This is a genomic window from Sphingomonas sp. EU05-FHT14C10 (assembly GCF_058790595.1).
On the sequence record NZ_JBYTEN010000019.1, the window covers coordinates 40,233 to 61,320 of the forward strand.

Here is a 21,088-nt window from a genome sequence, read left to right on the forward strand (position 1 = left end):
GTTTCTTTATACTGCGATCGGCCATGATGCATCGCGTTCAGAACATCGTTATCGTGGGCGGCGGGACCGCCGGCTGGCTGACCGCAGGCGTGATCGCCGCAAAGCATCGCAGCCGGATGCCCGGCGGCTTCACCGTGACCCTGGTCGAATCCCCCAACACGCCGATCATCGGCGTCGGCGAAGGGACCTGGCCGACGCTGCGCTCGACGCTCGCGCGCATCGGCGTCTCCGAAACCGAATTTTTCCGTCAGTGCGACGCCGCCTTCAAGCAGGGCGCGAAATTCGCACGCTGGACGACGGGCGCCGAAGACGACGCCTATTATCACCCGCTCATGCTTCCGCAGGGCTTCTCGCAGGTCAATCTCGTCCCGCACTGGCTGGCCGGGGGCGGCGACCGCAGCTTCTGCGACGCCGTCTGTTCGCAGGGGCGCATCTGCGACGACGGCCTGGCGCCCAAGACGATCGCGACCCCGGAATATGAGGCGGTGGCCAACTACGCCTATCATCTGGATGCGGGGAAATTCGCGCCTTTCCTCCAGCGCCATTGCTGCGACAATCTCGGCGTTCGCCACATCCTTGCCGATGTGCAGAGCGTGAAGCTCGCCGAGAATGGCGACATCGCCAGCATCGTCACCGAACAGGCGGGGGAGATCGAGGGCGATCTGTTCATCGACTGCACCGGCTTCCGCTCGCTGCTGCTCGGCGAGACGATGGGCGTGCCGTTCAAGGATTGCGGCGACGTGCTGTTCTGCGACACCGCGCTCGCCGTGCAGGTGCCTTATGAAAGCGAGACGAGCCCGATCGCCTCGCACACCATCTCCACCGCGCAATCGGCGGGCTGGATCTGGGACATCGGCCTGCCGACGCGGCGGGGCACCGGGCATGTCTATTCGAGTCGCTATATCTCCGACGACGAGGCCGAGCGCGAGCTGCGCGCTTATCTGGGCGGCGCAGGCAAGGATCTGCCGGTGCGCAAGATCAGCATCCGTTCGGGGCATCGCGAGACCTTCTGGAAGCGCAATTGCGTCGCGGTGGGGCTGGCCGCCGGCTTCCTCGAACCGCTCGAGGCCTCGGCGATCGTCCTCATCGAATTGTCGGCCAAGCTGATCGCCGAACAGATGCCGGCTTGCCGCGAGGTGATGGACGTTGTCGCCTCGCGCTTCAACGCGACGACGCTGTACCGCTGGGGACGGATCATCGATTTCCTCAAGCTCCACTATGTGCTCACCAGGCGCGAGGACAGCGCTTTCTGGCGCGACAACCTGTTGCCGGAGACAATCCCGGATCGGCTCAAGGATCTGATGTTGCTATGGAAATATCAGTCCCCCTGGTTCCATGACGAATTCGACCGCGTCGAGGAAGTATTCCCGCCGGCCAGCTATCAATATGTGCTCTACGGCATGGGTTTCCGCACCGAAGTCGAGCCCGGCGCGCTCGGTGGCGACGCGCGCATGGCCGATCGCGCGATGCGCGAGAATCTCGCCCAAACCGAACGGATGCGCGCCGGTTTGCCGCGCCACCGCGACCTCATCCGCAAGATCGTCGATCACGGCCTCCAGCCGGTCTGACCGTTTCCTACAACGCCAGAGTCAGAGTTTCCCCTGACAACCTAGCAGGAATGCCCGGCGCCAGCGTCACCGTCACGCGCCGGTCGCCCAGCCGCACGACGCGCGTGCCCGGCAGGTCGCCGACGATCGTCGCCTGCGCCAGCTTGCCCTCGCGCCAGCTCAGGTCGACGCGGCATCGTCCCCGCGCGCGCAGTCCGCTGACCGATCCGTCGCGCCATGCGGCGGGAAGCGCGGGGAGCAGCATGATCTCGTCGCCCCGGCTTTGCATCAGCATTTCGGCGATCGCCGCCGCGCCCCCGAAATTGCCGTCGATCTGGAATGGCGGGTGAGCGTCGAACATATTGGGGTAAGTGCGCTCCGGCCCGAGCAGAAAGCGCAGGATGCGATGCGCATGATCGCCTTCGCGCAGCCGCGCCCACAGATTGGCGCGCCACGCCGTGGCCCAGCCCGTCGATTCGTCACCGCGCAGTTCGAGCGATCGCCGCGCGGCGGCGGCAAGCGCGGGCGTATCGTCGAGATTGATCTGGTGGCTGGGATAGAGGCCATAGAGATGCGAGACATGCCGGTGCTTCGGCTCGGGCGCCTGCGCGTCCCAATCGCTCAGCCATTCCTGCAATTGCCCTTGCGCGCCGATCCGATCGGGTGCGAGGCGCGCGCGCGCCGCCTTCACTTCCGCGGCGAAATCGGCGTCCTCGCCGAGAATCGCGGAGGCCGCCGCGACCTGATCGAACAGATCGCGCAGGATCTGCATGTCCATCGCAGGCCCCGCACAGATCGCGATGTCCTTGGAATGGGCATTTTCGGGCGAGATCGATGGATTGGTGACGAGCCGGCCGGTGGCGGGATCGGTCTGCAGCGTATCGAGGAAGAAGAGCGCCGCCCCCCGCATCAGCGGATAGACGGACCGCAGATAGGCCGGATCGCGGCCATAATCATACCGGTCCCACAAATGGGTGCAGAGCCAGGCGCCGCCGGTCGGCCACATGCCCCATTGCGCGCCGTCGATCGGCGCGGTGGCGCGCCACAGATCGGTATTGTGATGCGCCACCCAGCCGCGTGCGCCATACATGCGCCGGGCCGTGCGCGCGCCCGTCTGCGCCAGATCGCGGACCATGGCGATGAGCGGCGCGGTGCATTCGGCCAGCGCGGTCGGCTCGGCCGGCCAATAGTTCATCTCGGTGTTGATGTTGATCGTATATTTGGAGCCCCAAGGCGGGGTATCACTGTCGTTCCAGATGCCCTGGAGATTGGCGGGCTGGCTCCCCGGCCGCGAGGAGGCGATCAGCAGGTAGCGCGCATAGTTGAAATAAAGCGCGGCCAGCGCGGGATCGTCCGACGTCTCGCTCGTGCGGATGCGCTCGTCGGTTGGGCGATCGGCGGCGGGCGTGTGGCCGAGATCGATCGCGACGCCGCGATAGAGGCGGCGATGTTCCTCGGCGGTCTCGGCGGCGAGCGTAGCGAAGGACAAGGCGCTAGCATCGGCGATCTGGCGTTCGGTCGTGGCGGCGGGGGCGCCGCTTACATCGTCGAAGCGGCGATAGCTGGTCGCCATGGCGATCAGGATCAGCGCTTCGTCGGCGCCGCGCAGCTTCAGTCGCGTGTCCTCGGCGCTCCTGCGTCCGCCCTTATGGATCAGCCGCGCACGCGCCTCGAAGCGCAGCGCGCCTTCGACGCCTTGATCCGCCCGATTGCGCCCTACGACGAGCAACATGTCGCCTTGCGCTGCGATTGTCGCCGCCTGCCCCGTCCGGAAGGAGAGGTCGAGGTCGATCGCTCCTGGCCGATCGGCGCCCAGCCGGATCGCGATGACTTGCCGGACCGGAGAGGCGATGACATCGCGCCGGAAGCCGACGCCGCCGGCCGTGAAGTGCGTCGTCGCCAGCGCGGCGTCGATATCGAGCGCACGCTCATAGCCGCTGACAGACTTGCCGACGATCCCCGGCATATCGATCAGCAGATCGCCCACCGATTGATAAGGCATCTGCGCCAGCGGCCGCGCCATCAACTTCGCATTGGCCAGCGCCTGCGCCTCGGCATAGCGCCCGGCGAAGATCAGCCGCCTCACCTCGGGCAGGGCAAGTGCCGCTTCGGGGTTCACCGGGTCGTAAGGTCCGCCTGCCCAGAGCGTGTCTTCGTTAAGCTGTAGCCTTTCCTGAGCAACGCCGCCGAAGACCATCGCGCCGATGCGCCCGGCGCCGATCGGCAGAGCCTCGGTCCATGATGTCGCCGGCTGGCGATACCACAGGCGATGGTCGGAGGGACTGGATCGGTCCGGCGCGGCCGTCAGCGAGGCCGGCAGCGCTAGGCTGGTCGCCGTCGCGGCCGACGCCCCCAGCAAGGCGCGTCGCGTGAATTCCGCCGTGTCCGACATCCCGGCCTCTCCTTTTGGGGGAAAGCGTGTTCGGGGTTATCCCTCTGCTTGCCCTTAGATTTGTTGTCGGAGTATTGAGCGTGAGCCGCGACGTCAATCGGATGCGCCGATGAAGGCCACCGAGGCTGGAGTGAGGGGAGAGGATTATGAGAAAATTGCGTCTGATCGGGGCGGGGGCGCTTGGCCTTGTATTGACTTCGCCTGCCTTGGCGGCGCCGCGGCTCGATGGCGTGGTGAGCGATCATGGCGTGCTTCAGCGCGACCGCCCGCTCATCCTGGCCGGCACGGCCGAGCCAGGCGAGACGGTGACGGTCTTCGTCGGCGGACAGTCGGCCTCGAGTGCGGTCGATCGCGCGGGGCGCTTTCGCCTGACGCTTGCCCCGCTCAGGGCGGGCGGCCCTTATCAGCTCGTGGTCACGGCGAAGAGCGGCATGGCCGTCGTCGACGATCTGCTCGTCGGTGACGTCTATCTGTGCTCGGGCCAGAGCAATATGGAGCTTGCCGTCGCGCAGGCGCAGGATAGCTTCACCCAGATCTTCACCTCCGCCGACGATCAACTGCGCCTGCTGACCGTCGCCAAGGCGACGGCGTTCAAGTCCGAAGCCGTATTCGACAAGGCGCCCGTATGGGACATTGCCGGACCGAAGACCGTGGGGAGTTTCTCGGCGGCCTGCTATTATATGGTCCGCGAGCTTCGCCAGACCGCGAAAGTGCCCATCGGCGCGATCCATTCGAGCTGGGGCGGTTCGCGCATCGTCGCCTGGATGGGCGAGGACGGGCTGCGCGCGACCGGGCATGGCGCGGATGTCGATATGCTGCGTCTCTACACGCGTGATGCGGGCGCGGCGATCCGCGCCACCAGCGCCGTATGGGAGGATTGGTGGCGCAGCCAGTCGGGAACCGCAAAGGGCCAGGAGCCGTGGCAACCCACCGCCGCGCTCGATTGGAAGCCGGTGCCCGGCCTGGGCATCTTCAACGCATGGGGCGTGCCCGAGCTCGCCAACTATATCGGCATGGTCTGGTATCAGAAGGCGGTGACGCTGACGGCGGCGCAGGCCGCGCAGCAGGCCGTGTTGTCGATCGGCACGGTCGACGACGCTGATCGCACATGGGTCAACGGCAAGCCGGTCGGCGGCAGCAGCATCGCATCGGTGCAGCGCGTCTATCCGCTCGCTGCGGGCACGCTGGTCGCGGGACGCAACGTCATCACCGTCAACGACGACAATGTCTATGCCAATGGCGGGATGGGCGGCCCGGCCGATGTGATGCGCATCACTTTCGCCGACGGCAGCAGCGTTCCGATCGCCGATGGCTGGACTTATGCGATCGGCGGCAAGCCCAAGGGCAGTGCGCCGCGTGTGCCGTGGGACGACATCAACGGCTTAGGCACGATCTATAATGCGATGATCGCGCCGCTGGGGCCGATCGCGCTGGCCGGCGTCGCCTGGTATCAGGGCGAATCCGATACCGACATTCCGGGCTATGACGCCCGGTTGAATGCAATGATGCGCGACTGGCGTCGTCAGTTCGGCTCGTCCGGCCTGCCGTTCGCCATCGTCCAGCTTTCCGCCTTCGGCGTGCCGGCGACCGCCCCGCTCGAGAGCGGCTGGGCCAATCTGCGCAACGTCCAGCGCGAAGTCGCCGAAGCGGACGGCCATGCGGCGATCGCGGTGACGCTCGATATCGGTGACCAGATCGACATTCACCCCGGCGAGAAGCATGAAGTGGGGCGCAGGCTGGCGCGGGCAATGCGTCATATAGTCTATGGCGAGCCGATTCCGGCATCCGGACCGCGCGCGGCGAAAGCGGCGCGCAATGCGGACGGGGGCGTGACGATCGATTTCGCCGACGTGACCGGCGGGCTGGCGGCGCGTGGGGCGATGCAGGCGATCGGGTTCGAGATTTGCGGAGCAGCGGCGGGAAGCTGTCGTTACGCTCTGGGGCGCGTGGACGGCGGCAAGGTGATCCTTGCTGGCGACGGGCAGCCGGTGACGCATGTCCGCTATGGCTGGGCCGATACGCCCACGGTCAACCTCTTCGATGGCGCGGGGCTTCCCGTCGGCACTTTCGAGATCGCAATTCCCTAGGTCTTTTGGATGACATGATGCGTGACAACATCAATCGTTCCCGTTTATGGTAGCGCAAACATAAACAGACATAGACAAGGGAGAGGATATGATCCGCGCACTTCGTCGCGCTGCGCTGGCGACAAGCCTTCTGGCCGCTTTTCCTGTCGCCGCGCAGGTGGTCACGCCGGCCCTGACGCTAGGGGAATCAGGCTATTTTGAAGGCCCCGGCGTTAATATCCTCGCTTTTTCCAACTGGTATGACGGCCTGTTCGCCGATTCCAAGATCAGTGGCATCGAGATCATCCAGCAAGGCCTTCGTAGCGCTACCAACGGCGATGTGAGGCTGGCGGCAACGCCGGGACAGTGGGACGCCATCGGTGCATTCGTTAGCCGCAAGGTCGATGCGAAGGCCGGCGTGATCGAGACGACACTCAAATATCCTGCCTATGACTGGCAATATGTGATCCGCGCGGAACAGCGGGGCGGCGCGGTGCTGATCAGCATCTTGCTCGACAAGCCGGTGCCGGCGGCGCTCGCGGGCAAGGCAGGCTTCAATCTGGAATTCCTGCCTTCGGCCTATTTCCATCACAGCTATATGGCGGACGGCGTATCGGGCATCTTCCCCCGCTATCCTGACAGCGCGATGGTTCAGACGCCCGAGCGCAATGCGGCGAGCGGGCGCAGCGAAGGGCCGGGGGCCGAGCCTCTGCCGATCGCTTCGGGCAGTCGTTTCGTGCTGGCGCCGGAGGATCCCGCGCGTCGCGTGGCCATTAGCAGCGATCAGCCGATCCAGTTGTTCGACGGGCGCAACCAGGCGCAGAATGGCTGGTATGTGCTTCGTTCGATCCTGCCTGCCGGCCGGACTGGCACCGTCCTTCAGTGGACGCTTGCACCCAGCGCTACGCCCGGTTGGTTGCGCACGCCCGTCATCGCTCATTCGCAGCTCGGCTATACGCCGGGCGGCGCGAAGACCGCGACGATCGAGCTGGACCGCAACGACAAGCGCCGGCCCGCTCTCCGCCTGCTGCGTGTCGCGGAAAATGGCGCGCTCGAACCTGCGCTGGCCGCGCAGCCGCGCGAATGGGGCGACTATCTGCGCTATCATTATCTTCAGCTCGATTTCAGCCAGGTCCGTCAGTCTGGGACCTATATGCTCGAATATGGCGACGTCCGTACCGCGCCTTTCCGCATCGCCGACAATGTCTATGCCGACGCCTGGCACCCGACCAACGACGTCTATTTCCCGGTCGCGATGGATCATGTCTCGGTCAACGAGGCTTACCGGCTGTGGCACGGCGACCCGCATCGCGACGATGCGCGACAGGCGCCGCCCAATCATGAGCATATCGATCTCTACGCGCAGGGGCGGACTACCGATACAAGGTTCAAGGGCGGCGAGCATATTCCCGGCCTCAACGTCGGCGGCTGGTTCGACGCCGGCGATTTCGACATCCGCACCCAGTCGCAATATCAAGTCGTCCGTTCGCTGGTCGAAAGCCGCGAGCGCTTCGGCATCGATCGCGATACGGTGAGCGTCGACGAGGCGCGGCGTCACGTCGAGATCCACGTGCCCGACGGCAAGCCCGATATCGTCGAGCAGGTGGCGCACGGAACGATCCAGCTGCTCGCCCAGTTCGATGCCGTCGGCCACGCGATCAACGGTATCGTCGAGCCCGATGTCGGCCAATATACGCATCTGGGCGATGCCGCGGGCAAGACCGATGGGCTGCCTTATGATCCAGCTCTTAAGCCTGGCGAAGTCAGGGACGGGCGGAGCGGCACGCCCGACGATCGCTGGGCCTTCACCAGCAAGTCGTCCGCGCTCAACTATGGATCGATCGCGGCGCTGGCGGCGGCGGCGCGGGTGCTCAAGGGGCAGGATGACGCACTGGCCGCGCGCGCGCTCGATACGGCGACGCGGATCTGGCGCGAGGAGCAGAGCCATGCGCCGGATCTCTTCCGCTACGGCAACACCACTGGCGGCCCGCTTGAGGTCGAGAAGTTCACGGCTGCGGTCGAATTGCTGCGCAGCACCGGCGATCGCCAATATGCCGACAGCGTGACGGCGCTGTGGCCCGCGATGGAGAAGATGTTCAACTTCACCGCGCGCGAGGCGGTGGCGGCGATTCCGCTGATGCCAGTGGCTTATCGCGAAGCGCTGGTGCCGGCGGTCAAGCGCTGGGTCGCCGAAAGCGAGGCGATCGCCAAGGCGAATCCCTTCGGCGTGCCGATCACCACCGGGGGCTGGGCCGGATCGGGCACGGTGATCAGCTATGCGCTGACCGCTGCTGCCCTGCACCGTGCCTTTCCCGAACTTGTCGGCGACGAAGCGGTGTTCCGGGGCGTTGCGTTCATGACCGGGCATCATCCGGCCTCGGACATCAGCTTCGTATCGAGCGTCGGAACGCGCGCAAAGGAAGTCGCCTATGGCAACAACCGCGCCGACTTCACCTTCATCGCGGGCGGCGTCGTCCCGGGCCTGCTGGTCATCAAGCCCGACTTCCCCGAGAATCATGAGGATTGGCCCTTCTTCTGGGGCGAGAATGAATATGTGATCCCGGAAGGCGCGGACTGGATCCAACTCGCCAACAGCGCGGATCGGCTGAGTTCGGGGCGCTGACGGGGGGCTTCGGTCGACCTTGTCCCCGGGACGCTTGACCTGTCTATTTGTCAGACTAATTATGACGGCGAGTCAGACAGACCTGACCGAAGCCGATAAGTGTGTCGCGATGCGGCGCGCCCCGGCGTCGGAGATCAGGCGAAGCGGCGGGCTGCCGTGAGACGAGGGGAGGCGGATGGACAGTCCATCGTTCAAGCAAAGCGTTTCGATCGCTAGCGGCGGACAAATCCGCCGTGCCCCTGCTTTCGCCTTTTCGTCGGGTGAAGCGGTTTTGCCAGTTCAAGGAGGAATGGAATGTTGAAAGCTCTTGGCCTGTTTGCCGCCGCGACATCGATGCTGGCGCTGGCCCCGGCCGCCTGGGCGGCGCCGGAAAGCGGTGCGCCTGTCGCGTTGACCGTCCAGGCCGACAAGGCGGGCGCAACGATCAGCCGAAATATTTTCGGCCAGTTCGCCGAGCATCTCGGCACCGGCATTTACGGCGGCGTGTGGGTGGGCAAGGATTCCCCTATTCCCAACGTGCGCGGTATCCGTTCGGACGTCGTCGCGGCGCTCAAGGCGATCAAGGTGCCCAACGTTCGCTGGCCGGGCGGCTGCTTCGCCGATGAATATCATTGGCGCTATGGCATCGGTGCGCCCGACAAGCGCCGGGTTACCGTCAACGCCAACTGGGGCGATTCAGTCGAGCCCAATACGTTCGGTACGGACGAGTTCATGGACTTTGCCAGCCAGATCGGCGCGGAGGCTTATGTCTCGGTCAATGTTGGCTCGGGCACTGTCGCCGAAGCCGCCGAGTGGCTCGATTACATGACGGCCTCGACCAATGCTACGGCGGGCAAGGAACGCGCGGCCAATGGCCATCCCGAACCCTATAAGGTCAAATATCTCGGACTCGGCAATGAAAGCTGGAGCTGTGGCGGGGCGATGCGCCCTGAATATTATACTGACCTGATGAAGCGCTATGCCCGCTTCGTCCGCAACTATAATCCGGCGCAGACGGAAAAGGGCGGCGATGCGATGCAGCGCATCGCGGTCGGCCCGGGCACGGACGATCCCGCATATACCGAAGCGGTGATGAAGGCATGGAAAGAGCATGACTGGGCATGGAGCATTGAAGGGATGTCGCTCCACAGCTATACTACGGGCGGCTGGCCGGTTTCCTATCCCAGCACGGGGTTCGACGAGACGGGTTACGCCAAGCTCGTCAAGGAGACGCTGGGCATGGATGCCCTGATCGCCAAGCATTCGGCGGTCATGGACAAATATGATCCGGAGAAGAAGGTCGCGCTCGTCGTCGACGAATGGGGCGTGTGGCTGGCGCCGCTTCCCGGCACCAATCCGGGCTTCCTGGCGCAGCAGAATTCGCTGCGCGACGCGATCATCGCCGCGCTCAACATCAACATCTTCGCGCGGCATGCCGATCGCGTGCGGATGACCAACATCGCGCAGATGGTGAATGTCCTGCAGGCAATGATCCTGACCGACGGGCCGAAGATGCTGCTGACGCCCACCTACCACATCTTCAAAATGTATCTGCCGTTCCAGGACGCCACCTTCGTCCCGGTCAGCTTCGATGCTGGCACCTACACCAGGGGCGACATCACCTTGCCGCGCATCGACGCCGTGGCCGCGCGTGACAAGGCCGGCAAGCTGTGGCTGGCGGTGACCAATGTCGACCCCGATCGTCCCGCCTCCGTCTCGATCAAGTTGCCGGGCAAGGCCGGTCGAACGGGGCGAGGGCAAGTGCTGACCGCGCCGCGCGTCGATTCGGTCAACAGCTTCGAGGCGCCTCAGGCCGTTTCGCCCAAGCCCATCGCGGCGAAAGCGAGCGGCGGCGGTCTCATGCTTGAGATGCCGGCGAAGTCGGTTGCCGTGATTGAGGTGGATGGATGACGATTTGATCGCCCGGCGTGCGTTTGCGCACGCCGGGCGAACCATTGGTCTGAAGCCGCGTCGTCAGGCCGGTCTTATGGCGTCGAACTTTTTCGCCCTGGATCGATCGCCCATCTGATCCAGTCGTCAGAGCAGTGCCCTGTAGAGCGCGAAGAGGCTGGTCGCGGTCAGCACGATGCCGACAAGCCGGAGCAGCGTGCCCGGCGCGATGCGCTTGGCGAGGATTGCGCCGAAGGGCGCGGCGAGGAGGCCGCCGATCAGCAAGCCGCCGGTGACGATCGACAGCGCCGCGAACCCCATCGTCGCGATGAAGGTGAGCGAGGCGGTGAGCGTCAGGAAGAATTCGGCGGTGTTGACGGTCCCGATCGTCTTGCGCGGCTCGACGCCCTGAATGAGCAGGTTGGACGTGACGACAGGTCCCCAGCCGCCGCCGCCTGCGGCGTCAAGGAAGCCGCCGATCAGGCCGAGCGGCGCGATGACGCGCGGCTCGCGGCTCTTGGGCACCGCGTGGAAGCTGCGCCACAGCAGGTAGATGCCGATGCAGCTGAGATAGGCCATGACGAAGGGGCGCGCGATTTCGGCATTGGCGACGAGAATATAGGCGCCCAATATCGCGCCAATCACGCCGGGCACGACAAGCCGGCCGAATAATTTCCAATCGACGTTGCGATGGGCGATGTGGCTGATCGCCGACGCGGCTGTGGTGAAGGTCTCGACGAAATGGACGCCGGCCGAGGCGCGACTGGGCGAAATGCCGAGTACGCTGACCATGAGCGTCGACGAAATCACGCCGAAAGCCATGCCAAGCGCACCGTCCACCGTCTGCGCCGCGAAACCGATGGCGGCAAACTCGATCAGGCGGGGATAGTCGATACTGGACAGGTCGATCATTCAGGCTCCCCGGTTTCGTCGGCCGCCCTTCTGCGATGGCTGGGCAGGGGCGGCAAGATAGAAGGGCTTTGCCCCAGACAACGCACGATGCGCCCTGCCTATGGCAATCTTTGCAACCTGACCCTAGATTGCAACGGAGTGGAGGTGCGAGGGAGGCGCCGGGTGTCTAACGCACTGTTCAACTATCTGGATTCGATCAAGGCTCGCGACCCGGCCCCGCGTTCGCGCTGGGAGGTGCTGCTTTATCCCGGCGTGCTGGCGCTTGCGCTGCACCGCGTGGCGCATTGGCTGTTCGTCGGCGAGCTCTATTTCCTTGCCCGGCTGGTCAACCACATCTCGCGCTTCCTGACCGCGATCGACATCCATCCGGGTGCGAAGATCGGCGCGAACCTGTTCATCGACCACGGCTTCGTGGTGATCGGCGAGACGGCCGAGATCGGCGACAACGTCACCATCTATCAGGGGGCGACGCTGGGCGGCACCAACCCGACCAACGGCGTCGGGGGCAAGCGCCACCCGACGATCGAGGACGGGGTGATCATCAGCCTCGGCGCTGCGATCCTCGGGCCGGTGATCGTCGGCTCGGGATCGCGGATCGGCGCCAACGCCGTGGTGACCAAGGATGTCGCGCCGGGCGCGATCATGATCGGTATTCCCGCCAAGCCCATGCCCGTCGACGCGGTGGAAAAGCAGAAGGGCTTCACGCCTTATGGCACGCCGTGCAGCGAGACCTTCGATCCCTCGACGCAGAAGCTGGAATTGCTGCGCTGTGAGGTCGAGGCGCTGCAGAAGCGGCTGGCGACTCTGCTTGAAGAGAAGCGCAAGCTGAACGAGGAGCGGCAAGACCTGTTCGGATGAGCAACGTCACACCGCTTCCCCTGCCGCGCGGCGCGGTGCAGACCGGCTTCGACCGGCTCGAACTCAATCGCATATTGGATCTTTACGGGCGGATGGTCGCCGCCGGTCACTGGCGCGACTATGCGCTCGATTTCGGGCGGGACATGGCGACCTTTTCCGCGTTCCGGCGGGCGACCGAGCGGCCGGAATATCGGATCGAGAAACGCCCCGCGCTGCGTCATCGTCAGGGCATGTGGGCGCTGGTGGGCGAGGGGGGATCGATCCTGAGGCGCGGGCATGAGCTTGGCCCGGTGCTCGCGCCGATCGAGCGGCGCCTGCTCAAGCTCGTCGGGGAATAAGCGGGAAAACAGGCCGGACGATTACCCCGGCTTTCGCCGGGGCAATCGCGGCACGTATCAGGCGGCTTGCGCGAGTATCGGTCGTTCGCCGAGCGGCGGCAGCTTCGCGCGCCAGGCTTCGGGCAGCAGGCTGACCGCAAAGGCGCGGGCGCTGTGCCAGAAAGCCGAGAGCAGAAGCAGAGCAGATCCGATGACCAGCGCGGTCAGTGCGACGTTGAGGCCGATCGCGCCGAGCTCGCGGAACAAAGTGCTCAGCGCATAGAGCACATAGGCGAGCGACGAGACCATCAGCGCGCGTCGATCGATGGCGAGCGCGATCAGGCCCATCAGCACGTACAGGACAAGCACGATGCCCGCAGTGCCGACCGTCGCCTGATTGTCGAGGATGCCGAGCGTCTGGAAGATCGGGTGAACGATCATCGGCGCGGCGAGCAGATGAAGCCAGAAGGCGACATCCGACCGGCGCGTGATGCGATCGCGGTCCGAAATATCCCAGCGCATGGCGAGCGCGAAGGTCGCGAGGCCGCAGGCAAAGAGGATCGGCGCCCAGAACGTCGCGATCGCGGGGATGGCCGCGAGCAGCAGCCCGAACAGGCAGGCGACAGCCGAGGCGGCACCGGCGGCAATCGTGATCGGAACGTGGAAGCGCCGCCAGTGGAGCCATGCCCCACCTGCGGCGATGGCGCCGGAGGCGGCGAGGAACAGTGCCTGCACCGGCGTCGCGCCGGGCCCGACATAGCCGGCCGGGCCAAGCAGCAGCGTGCTGGCGGCACCGAAAAGGCCGCCGACGAAGGCGAGCAGCAGCAGGATCGAAGGCAGCGCCATCCGCCGCTGGCGCGTGAAATATTTGGCGAGGCCCCAGGCGACGATCGCCACCGCCGCGCTGCCCAGCCACGGCGTTACACTGCCGCCGATCCAGGCGACCGCGACGAGCAGCAGCACGCTCGCGATCGAAACGAAAATGTCGTTGAAGCCGGTGATGAGGCGGAAATGCTCCTCATCGACCGCCGGTGTGGTGCGCGTCGTCGCCACATAGGCGCGGAGTGCAGTCGCCGCCTGGGGCGAAAGCACCCCCGCGGCGACTGCGGCATCCAGATCTGTATCGCTGTACATGGGTTCAGGCCCTCCTGAGCGGAGCCTCTACCACAGGTGTATTAATTCAGCAATACAGTGATTATTTGCCCTGAAGCTTGCCCAGGATGACCACGCTCTGCTCCGCGCCCGATTGCGGCACGATCTCGCCGGTGCGGTCGGTGATCTGCGCCCAGTGCGCGGCGACGCCCTCGGGCGTGCGCTCCGCCTGCGGCAGCAGCACGCCCTGAGTCAGCGTGACGTAGGAGGCCTGGAACACGCCTGCGCCCGCGCCGACGATCGCATTGGTCGGCGCGTCTTCCGAAACGAGGAACAGCGCGGCGGGGGCGACATTCTCGGGCGCGAAGGCAGCATATGCCTCGGCCGGGAAGATATCCTCGGTCATGCGCGTGCCCGCGACGGGCGCCAGCGTGTTCACGCGGATGTTGTACTTCGCGCCTTCGAGGTAGAGCGTCTTGGTGAAGCCGGCGAGGCCGAGCTTGGCGGCGCCATAATTCGCCTGGCCGAAATTGCCGAACAGGCCCGTCGACGAGGCGGTCATCAGGATGCGGCCATAGGCCTGCTCGCGCATCGTATCCCATACCGCCTTGGTGCAGTTTGCCGAGCCGATGAGGTGGACCTTCACCACCAGATCGAAATCGTCGGGTTCCATCTTGGCGAAGCTCTTGTCGCGCAGGATGCCGGCATTGTTGATGAGGACATGAACGCCGCCCCAGCGTTCCTTGGTCTTGGCGACCATTTCCACCATCTGCTCATATTCGGTGACGCTTCCGCCGTTGGACATCGCCTCGCCGCCCGCGGCCTCGATCTCCTCGACGACCTTGAGAGCGGCGTCCGAATGGCCGGTGCCGTCGCGCGAGCCGCCGAGATCGTTGACCACCACCTTCGCGCCGCGCTTCGCCAGTTCGAGCGCATAGGCACGGCCGAGACCGCCGCCCGCGCCGGTAACGATGGCGACACGATCCTTGAAACTGATGGTCATTGCACGCTGCTCCTCTCGTTGACGTGAACGTCACCTAGAGGCTGGGGTGACCGATGGGAAGGCCCATGCTGGGCCTTCCCCCGTCAAATCGCGCGGCGTTGCTTATTTGGACTTTTTGTGCGGGCGCGGCGTATCGGTACCCGCACCGCGCTGCTTGCAGCCATCGGTCACGGTCTTGCTGCACCAGGGATATTCGGCCTGCGGAGCCGGGGCGGGGTTGGAGACGGGCGCGCCCATCGTCGGGGTCGCGGCGGCGGCGGGCGCCGCAGCGGGATCGGGGGCGGCGGCGGGATCCGGCGCTGACTGCGCGATTGCGCCGGTGCCAAGCGCCAGCGCGGCGGCGAACATGAACATTTTCATCTCGGGCTCCTTGTGTTTCGAGGGCCAAAACAGGCCGAAGCATCAAGCGTCTGGCCGGAACGGGCGAGACGCGCCCCTATCTAACGCAAATGTTTCGATCCCGATCCTTAAAAGGAGGAAATCATCCCGAATGCCCAATTACGATCAGTGCCGGCCGTCGGCGTCGAGCGAATAGCCCGCCGAGCGCACGGTGCGGATCATGTCGGGCAGGCCGTTGAGGTTGATCGCCTTGCGCAGCCGCCGGATATGCACGTCGACAGTCCGCGGCTCGATATCGGCATCATGCCCCCACACCGAATCCAGCAGGCGCTCGCGCGAAAAGACCCAGCCGGGATGCTCGAGGAAATGCTTAAGCAGGCGGAACTCGGTGGGGCCGAGCGAGACGGTCTTGCCGTTGCGGCGCACCTTGTGGCCGACCGTGTCCATCTCGAGATCGCCATAGCTTAGCTGCTCGCCGGCAAGCGCGGGACGGACGCGACGAAGCACCGCACCGACGCGCGCGACCAGTTCGCGCGGCGAGAAGGGCTTGGTCACATAGTCGTCGGCGCCGGTCTCGAGGCCGCGCACGCGATCTTCTTCCTCGCCGCGCGCAGTGAGCATGATGATCGGCACGTTCGCGGTATCGGGCATGCGGCGGAGGCGGCGGCAGACCTCGATCCCCGAAAGCCCCTCGATCATCCAGTCGAGCAGGACGAGATCGGGCGGGCTTTCCTGCGCGAGGAGCAACGCTTCCTCGCCGTCCGCCGTGTGACGAACGTCGAAATCCTCACGCTGGAAATGCCAGACGAGAAGCTCGGCGAGCGCGGCGTCGTCCTCGACGAGAAGCATATCGGCACGGGGCATGGCTGTCAGACTCCCAGGCTTTCTTCGCTGCCGCCGCCGCGTTCACGCTCGTCCATGTGCGTGCCCTTGGCGGCATAATAGACCATTTCGGCAACGTTGGTGGCGTGGTCGCCCACGCGTTCGAGATTCTTGGCGATGAAGAGGAGATGCGCGGCCTGCCCGATCGTGGCCGGATTCTCCATCATGAAGGTCACGAGGGTGCGAAAGATGCTGTTGTAGAAATCATCGACGCGGCGGTCTTCCTCGCAGACGTCCACAGCGGCGCGGGGATCGCGCGCGGCGAAGGCGTCGAGCGCGCCGCGCACCATCTCCGACGCCAGCGTGCCCATCGCGGGCAGCACGGAAAGCGCCTCGATCTTGTAGCGCCCGCCGATCAGCGGCACGCGCTTGGCGATATTCTTCGCATAGTCGCCGATGCGTTCGATGACGCCCGCGATCTTGAGCGCCGCCACCACTTCGCGAAGGTCGTCCGCCAGCGGCGCGCGCAGCGCGATGATCTGGACGGCGAGCCGCTCGACCTGCGATTCGAGATCGTCGATGATCTTGTCCTCGACGACGATGCGCGCGGCGCGGTCGCTGTCCTGGCGGACCAGCGCTTCCATCGCATCCTCGATCGCTGCCTGCGCGCGACCGCCCATTTCGGAGATGAGTCCGCGAAGCTCGACGATCTCGTCGTCGAAAGCCTTGACTGTATGTTCGGTGCCGTTCGCCATTCCGCTTCCTCTCAGCCGTAACGGCCGGTGATGTAGTCCTTGGTCCGAACTTCACGCGGATTGGTGAAGATTTCGGAGGTCACGCCATATTCGACGAGCTGGCCAAGGTGGAAAAACGCCGTGCGCTGCGAGACGCGCGCGGCCTGCTGCATGTTGTGCGTGACGATGACGATCGCGTAGCGGCCACGCAGTTCGTGGATCAGTTCCTCGATCTTGGCGGTGGCGATCGGATCGAGTGCCGAGCAGGGCTCGTCCATCAGGATCACTTCGGGGTCGACCGCGATCGCGCGTGCGATGCACAGCCGCTGCTGCTGGCCACCCGACATGGCGGTGCCGCTGTCGCTGAGCCGGTCCTTGACCTCGTCCCACAAGCCGGCGCGGCGTAGAGACTTCTCGACGATCTGGTCCATGTCGGCCTTCGAGCGCGCGAGGCCGTGGATGCGCGGGCCGTAGGCGATGTTCTCGTAGATCGATTTGGGGAAGGGATTGGGCTTCTGGAAGACCATGCCGACACGCGCGCGGAGCTGCACCACGTCCATTGCGGCATCGTAGATATCCTCGCCGTCGAGCGTGATCTCGCCTTCCACCCGGGCGCTGGCGACAGTGTCGTTCATGCGGTTGAGCGTGCGCAGGAAGGTCGATTTGCCGCAGCCCGACGGGCCGATGAACGCCGTCACATTCTCCATGTCGACGTCGATCGAGACGTCGCTGATCGCCTGTTTCTGGCCATAGAAGACGTTGACGTTGCGCGCCGTCATCTTGGTGGCCGAGGCTTGTACTGAACGGTCCTGAAGCATGGTCACCAGCGCTGTTCGAAACGGTTTCGGAGATAGATCGCCAGCCCGTTCATCGCGAGCAGGAAGGCGAGCAGGACGATGATCGCGGCCGAGGTTTTCTCGACGAAGCCGCGGCTGACCTCGTCGGACCAGAGGAAGACCTGGACGGGAAGCACGGTCGCGGGATCGGTAATGCCGGCGGGCGGCGTGGTGACGAAGGCGCGCATGCCGATCATCAGCAGCGGCGCCGTCTCGCCCAGCGCACGCGCCATGCCGATGATCGTGCCGGTCAGGATGCCGGGCAGCGCGAGCGGCAGGACATGGTGGAAGACGACCTGGACGCGGCTGGCGCCGATACCGAGCGCAGCGTCGCGGATCGACGGCGGCACCGCCTTGATCGCGTTGCGCGAGGCGATGACGATCACGGGCATGGTCATCAACGCAAGCGTGAGGCCGCCGACCAATGCTGCCGATCGCGGGAGGTGCCAAGTGTTGAGGAAAACGGCGAGGCCGAGCAGGCCGAAGATGATCGAGGGGACTGCCGCGAGATTGTTGATCGAGACCTCGATCAGGTCGGTCCAGCGGTTCCGCGGCGCATATTCCTCGAGATAGACGGCCGAGAGCACGCCGATCGGGAAAGCGAGCGCCAGTGTCACCAGCATCGTCAGCAAGGATCCCTTGAACGCGCCCCAGATGCCGGCGCGCGTGGGATCGTTCGAATTGGATTCGGTCAGGAAGCCCCAGTTGAACACGGTGCGGACGAGACCGGCCTTTTCGAGCGCGGCATAGCTCTTCTCGGCCTCGGGCGCGCCTTCGCCCTTTGCCGCAAGATCGATTGGCGACGAGGCGGGCACCCACAGCATGGCATGGCCATCGAGGACCTTCGGATCCGCCCTGACCGCGTCGCGCACCGCCAGCCAGGCGCTGTCGGCGAGCATCGATGGCCCCTTGGGGCCAAGCGCCGCGCTGGTCGCTGCGTTCAAGCGAGCCTCGATCCCGGCGTTGGCAAGCGCGAGATCGGCGCCGCGCCCGGCAAGCTGCTTGCGATCGAGCAGCAGCGGATTGGCCTTGAAGTCCATCGGCACGCGGATCTCGGTGCGCAGGAAACCGCTTGCGCCCTGCATCGTCATCGAGATGAGCAGGAAGGTAAGGAAGCCGGCCGAGGTGAACACGGCAAGCAGGCCGAGCAGCTTGAAGCGCCGTTCGGCGGCATAGCGCCGGCGGATGCGCTGCTGCATGGCGACGCTCTTCCAGTCGGTGGGAACGCGCTCACTCATAGGCTTCGCGATACTTTTTGACGACGCGCAGCGCGACGATGTTGAGCAGGAGCGTGACGACGAACAGGACAAGGCCGAGAGCGAAGGCCGCCAGCGTCTTCGGGCTGTCGAATTCTTGGTCACCGGTCAGCAACTGGACGATCTGGGTCGTCACCGTGGTCACGCTGGCGAAGGGGTTGGCAGTGAGATTGGCGGCGAGGCCGGCGGCCATCACCACGATCATCGTCTCGCCGATCGCGCGGCTGACGGCGAGCAGCACGCCGCCGACCACGCCCGGAAGCGCGGCGGGGATGAGCACCTTGCGGATCGTCTCGGACTGCGTCGCGCCCATCGCCAGCGATCCGTCGCGCATTGCCGAAGGAACCGCAGTGATCGAGTCATCCGCCATCGAGGAGACGAAGGGGATGATCATGATGCCCATGACCAGACCGGCGGCGAGCGCGCTTTCGGAGGAAGCGCCCGGAATGCCGACCAGCGCGGCGAAGTTGCGCAGCGCGGGCGCGACCGTCAGCGCGGCGAAATAGCCGTAGACCACCGTCGGCACGCCTGCGAGCATCTCGAGCACCGGCTTCATCCATTTCCGCACGCGCGGCGGCGCATATTGGGTGAGGTAGACAGCGCTCATCAGGCCAAGTGGGATCGCAACGATCATCGCGATGATCACGCCGATGAAGACCGTTCCCCAGAACAGCGGCACCGCGCCGAATTGGTTGGGCTGGCCAGGAATCACCGACGATTGCGGGCTCCAGCGCAGCCCGAAAAGGAAATCGATCGGCGAGACCATCGAGAAGAAGCGGAAGGATTCGAAGAGCAGCGACGCGACGATGCCGATCGTCGTCAGGATCGCGATCAGCGAGGCGACGAGCAGGCCGGCCATCACGATCCGTTCGACCCGCGTGCGCGCGCGGAAATCAGGGCGCAGGCGCGTGAAGGCGTAGGCGCCGCCGGCGAAGACGAGGATGGCGGCGAGGATCGTCGCGATCAGATCGAAATGCGCCTGCGCCACTGCATAGGCCGGGGCAAGCGTGGCGCCTGTTTCGGTGAAGGCGCCCGGCAGCTGGCCGGCAGCGAGTGCGCGGCCCTCGGAAAGGAGTGCCGCGCGTTCGGCGGGATCGGCAGTCAGCCCCTGTGCCGCCGGCGAGGCAAGCACGGCATCGGTGACCAGTGCGGGCGAGGTCCACGACCAGACGGCGAGGAACAGCAGCGCGGGGACCGCCGTCCACAGCGCGACGAACCAGCCATGGTAGAAGGGCAGCGAATGCGGGCGGCCCGCCGCGACGGTCGCTTTCTCGAAGCTTGCTGCGCGCGCACGGCCGACGAGCCAGCCGACCACCGCCAGCCCGGCGATGGCGATCAGGAGAATGACGGCGCTCATTTCAGCGTGCCCGGATCAAGCGTCTGGAGATCGGCGGCGATCTTAGCGTTCTTCGCACGAACATCGGGCGTCGCCGCGATCAGGCCGCGCCGTGCGAGGTAGCCGTCCGGATTCCACGCCGAGGCATATTGGGCGATGAATTGCTTCAGCCCCGGAATGGCGCGGACATGCGCCTTCTTCACATAGATGTAGAGCGGCCGCGCGCCGGGATAGGAGAAACTGGCGATCGAGGCATAGGTGGGCGCCACGCCGTTGATCGGGATGCCCGACAGGCTGTCGAGATTTTCCTCGAGGAAGCTGTAGCCGAAGATGCCGACCGCATCGGGATTGGCGCCGAGCTTCTGGACGATCAGATTGTCGTTCTCGCCAGCGTCGACATAGGCGCCGTCCTCGCGGATGCGGGTGCAGCGATCCTTGTGCTTGTTCTCGTCATGCTTGAGCGCGGCGTTGACCGGCGCCTGATCGCAGCCCGGCACCATGATGAGTTCGGTCAGCGAGTCGCGCGTGCCCGATGTCGAGGGCGGGCCGTAGACGACGATCGGCGTCGCGGGCAGCGCGGGGTTCACGTCGGCCCAGGTCTTCGATCTGTTGGGTTTGCCGTCGGGGTTGGCAGCGATGGCGAGGTAAATGTCGCGCGTGGTCAGCGCCATTTTCGAACCGCGATTGGATTCGCCCAGCGCCAGCCCGTCGACGCCGATCTGGATCTCGACGATGTCGGAGACGCCATTCTTGCGGCAACCGTCATATTCGCTTCGCTTGATCCGGCGCGACGCGTCCTCGATGTCGGGGAAGCGCGCGCCGACACCGGCGCAGAACAGCTTCATACCCGCGCCCGTGCCGGTGGATTCGATCAGCGGCGATCGGAATTGTGGATTATTGTTCACGAACTGCTCGGCAACCGCGGTCGTGAAGGGGAAGACGGTCGAGGAGCCCACTGCGCTGATCTGCTCGCGCACGCCGCCGTTCGCGCCGCCCGCCTGGTCCTGGCAGGACGCGAGCAGCAGCGACGAAGCGGCCAGCAGCATCAGGCTCCGCAGGGACAAACCGTACTCCTCATTGATTCGA

General features: G+C 65.4%; 17 protein-coding genes. 6 read left to right on the plus strand and 11 right to left on the minus strand.

What is annotated here, in order from left to right; translation table 11 throughout:
- The first annotated feature begins 26 nt into the window (after positions 1-26).
- Positions 27-1,568, plus strand: coding sequence for a tryptophan halogenase family protein (locus AC3WT0_RS15885; protein WP_492754450.1), 1,542 nt, complete (start codon positions 27-29; stop codon positions 1,566-1,568).
- A gap of 7 nt (positions 1,569-1,575) precedes the next feature.
- Here AC3WT0_RS15885 and AC3WT0_RS15890 read toward each other — a convergent pair whose 3' ends face one another.
- On the minus strand, positions 1,576-3,939 hold the full coding sequence (locus AC3WT0_RS15890; protein ID WP_492754421.1) for a glycoside hydrolase family 95 protein: 2,364 nt from the start codon (positions 3,937-3,939) through the stop codon (positions 1,576-1,578).
- 146 nt (positions 3,940-4,085) lie between these two features.
- Between AC3WT0_RS15890 and AC3WT0_RS15895 the strand changes: the two genes are divergently transcribed.
- From AC3WT0_RS15895 to AC3WT0_RS15905, 3 genes are all read left to right on the plus strand, one after another.
- Positions 4,086-6,026: a sialate O-acetylesterase gene (locus AC3WT0_RS15895; RefSeq protein ID WP_492754422.1), complete on the plus strand. Its 1,941-nt coding sequence runs from the start codon at positions 4,086-4,088 to the stop codon at positions 6,024-6,026.
- A gap of 88 nt (positions 6,027-6,114) precedes the next feature.
- Complete coding sequence (locus tag AC3WT0_RS15900) at positions 6,115-8,628, plus strand: glycoside hydrolase family 9 protein (protein WP_492754423.1); 2,514 nt, start codon at positions 6,115-6,117, stop codon at positions 8,626-8,628.
- A 294-nt stretch (positions 8,629-8,922) separates the two neighbouring features.
- Positions 8,923-10,518, plus strand: a complete 1,596-nt coding sequence (locus AC3WT0_RS15905) for an alpha-N-arabinofuranosidase (RefSeq protein ID WP_492754424.1) — start codon at positions 8,923-8,925, stop codon at positions 10,516-10,518.
- 126 nt (positions 10,519-10,644) lie between these two features.
- Here the strand turns inward: AC3WT0_RS15905 and AC3WT0_RS15910 are convergent, their stop codons facing one another.
- A complete protein-coding gene (locus tag AC3WT0_RS15910) occupies positions 10,645-11,409 on the minus strand; it encodes a sulfite exporter TauE/SafE family protein (protein WP_492754425.1) in 765 nt (254 codons plus the stop codon).
- Between the two features lie 162 nt (positions 11,410-11,571).
- Between AC3WT0_RS15910 and epsC the strand changes: the two genes are divergently transcribed.
- A complete protein-coding gene (gene epsC, locus AC3WT0_RS15915) occupies positions 11,572-12,267 on the plus strand; it encodes a serine O-acetyltransferase EpsC (RefSeq protein WP_492754426.1) in 696 nt (231 codons plus the stop codon).
- On the plus strand, positions 12,264-12,605 hold the full coding sequence (locus tag AC3WT0_RS15920) for a DUF2794 domain-containing protein (protein ID WP_492754427.1): 342 nt from the start codon (positions 12,264-12,266) through the stop codon (positions 12,603-12,605). The genes epsC and AC3WT0_RS15920 overlap by 4 nt, the downstream gene beginning before the upstream one ends.
- Positions 12,606-12,662: 57 nt before the next feature.
- On the opposite strand, the gene AC3WT0_RS15925 is transcribed toward AC3WT0_RS15920, so the two are convergent.
- The 9 genes from AC3WT0_RS15925 to AC3WT0_RS15965 all read right to left on the minus strand — a co-directional run bounded on the left by AC3WT0_RS15925 (position 12,663) and on the right by AC3WT0_RS15965 (position 21,060).
- Positions 12,663-13,718: a hypothetical protein gene (locus AC3WT0_RS15925; RefSeq protein ID WP_492754428.1), complete on the minus strand. Its 1,056-nt coding sequence runs from the start codon at positions 13,716-13,718 to the stop codon at positions 12,663-12,665.
- 61 nt (positions 13,719-13,779) lie between these two features.
- On the minus strand, positions 13,780-14,679 hold the full coding sequence (locus tag AC3WT0_RS15930) for an SDR family NAD(P)-dependent oxidoreductase (RefSeq protein ID WP_492754429.1): 900 nt from the start codon (positions 14,677-14,679) through the stop codon (positions 13,780-13,782).
- Positions 14,680-14,781: 102 nt separating this feature from the next.
- Positions 14,782-15,039, minus strand: a complete 258-nt coding sequence (locus AC3WT0_RS15935; RefSeq protein ID WP_492754430.1) for a hypothetical protein — start codon at positions 15,037-15,039, stop codon at positions 14,782-14,784.
- A 144-nt stretch (positions 15,040-15,183) separates the two neighbouring features.
- Positions 15,184-15,882 carry a phosphate regulon transcriptional regulator PhoB gene (gene phoB / locus AC3WT0_RS15940; protein ID WP_492754431.1) on the minus strand — a complete coding sequence of 233 codons (699 nt, stop codon included), beginning with the start codon at positions 15,880-15,882 and terminating at the stop codon, positions 15,184-15,186.
- Positions 15,883-15,887: 5 nt separating this feature from the next.
- Positions 15,888-16,595: a phosphate signaling complex protein PhoU gene (gene phoU / locus AC3WT0_RS15945; protein WP_492754432.1), complete on the minus strand. Its 708-nt coding sequence runs from the start codon at positions 16,593-16,595 to the stop codon at positions 15,888-15,890.
- A gap of 11 nt (positions 16,596-16,606) precedes the next feature.
- Positions 16,607-17,392, minus strand: coding sequence for a phosphate ABC transporter ATP-binding protein PstB (gene pstB, locus AC3WT0_RS15950; RefSeq protein WP_492754451.1), 786 nt, complete (start codon positions 17,390-17,392; stop codon positions 16,607-16,609).
- A gap of 2 nt (positions 17,393-17,394) precedes the next feature.
- Complete coding sequence (gene pstA, locus AC3WT0_RS15955; RefSeq protein WP_492754433.1) at positions 17,395-18,648, minus strand: phosphate ABC transporter permease PstA; 1,254 nt, start codon at positions 18,646-18,648, stop codon at positions 17,395-17,397.
- Positions 18,641-20,023, minus strand: a complete 1,383-nt coding sequence (pstC, locus tag AC3WT0_RS15960; RefSeq protein ID WP_492754434.1) for a phosphate ABC transporter permease subunit PstC — start codon at positions 20,021-20,023, stop codon at positions 18,641-18,643. The genes pstA and pstC overlap by 8 nt, the downstream gene beginning before the upstream one ends.
- Entirely contained in the window at positions 20,020-21,060 is a 1,041-nt protein-coding gene (locus AC3WT0_RS15965; protein ID WP_492754452.1) for a substrate-binding domain-containing protein, read from the minus strand. Before AC3WT0_RS15965 ends, pstC begins: the two co-directional genes overlap by 4 nt.
- Positions 21,061-21,088 lie beyond the last annotated feature (28 nt).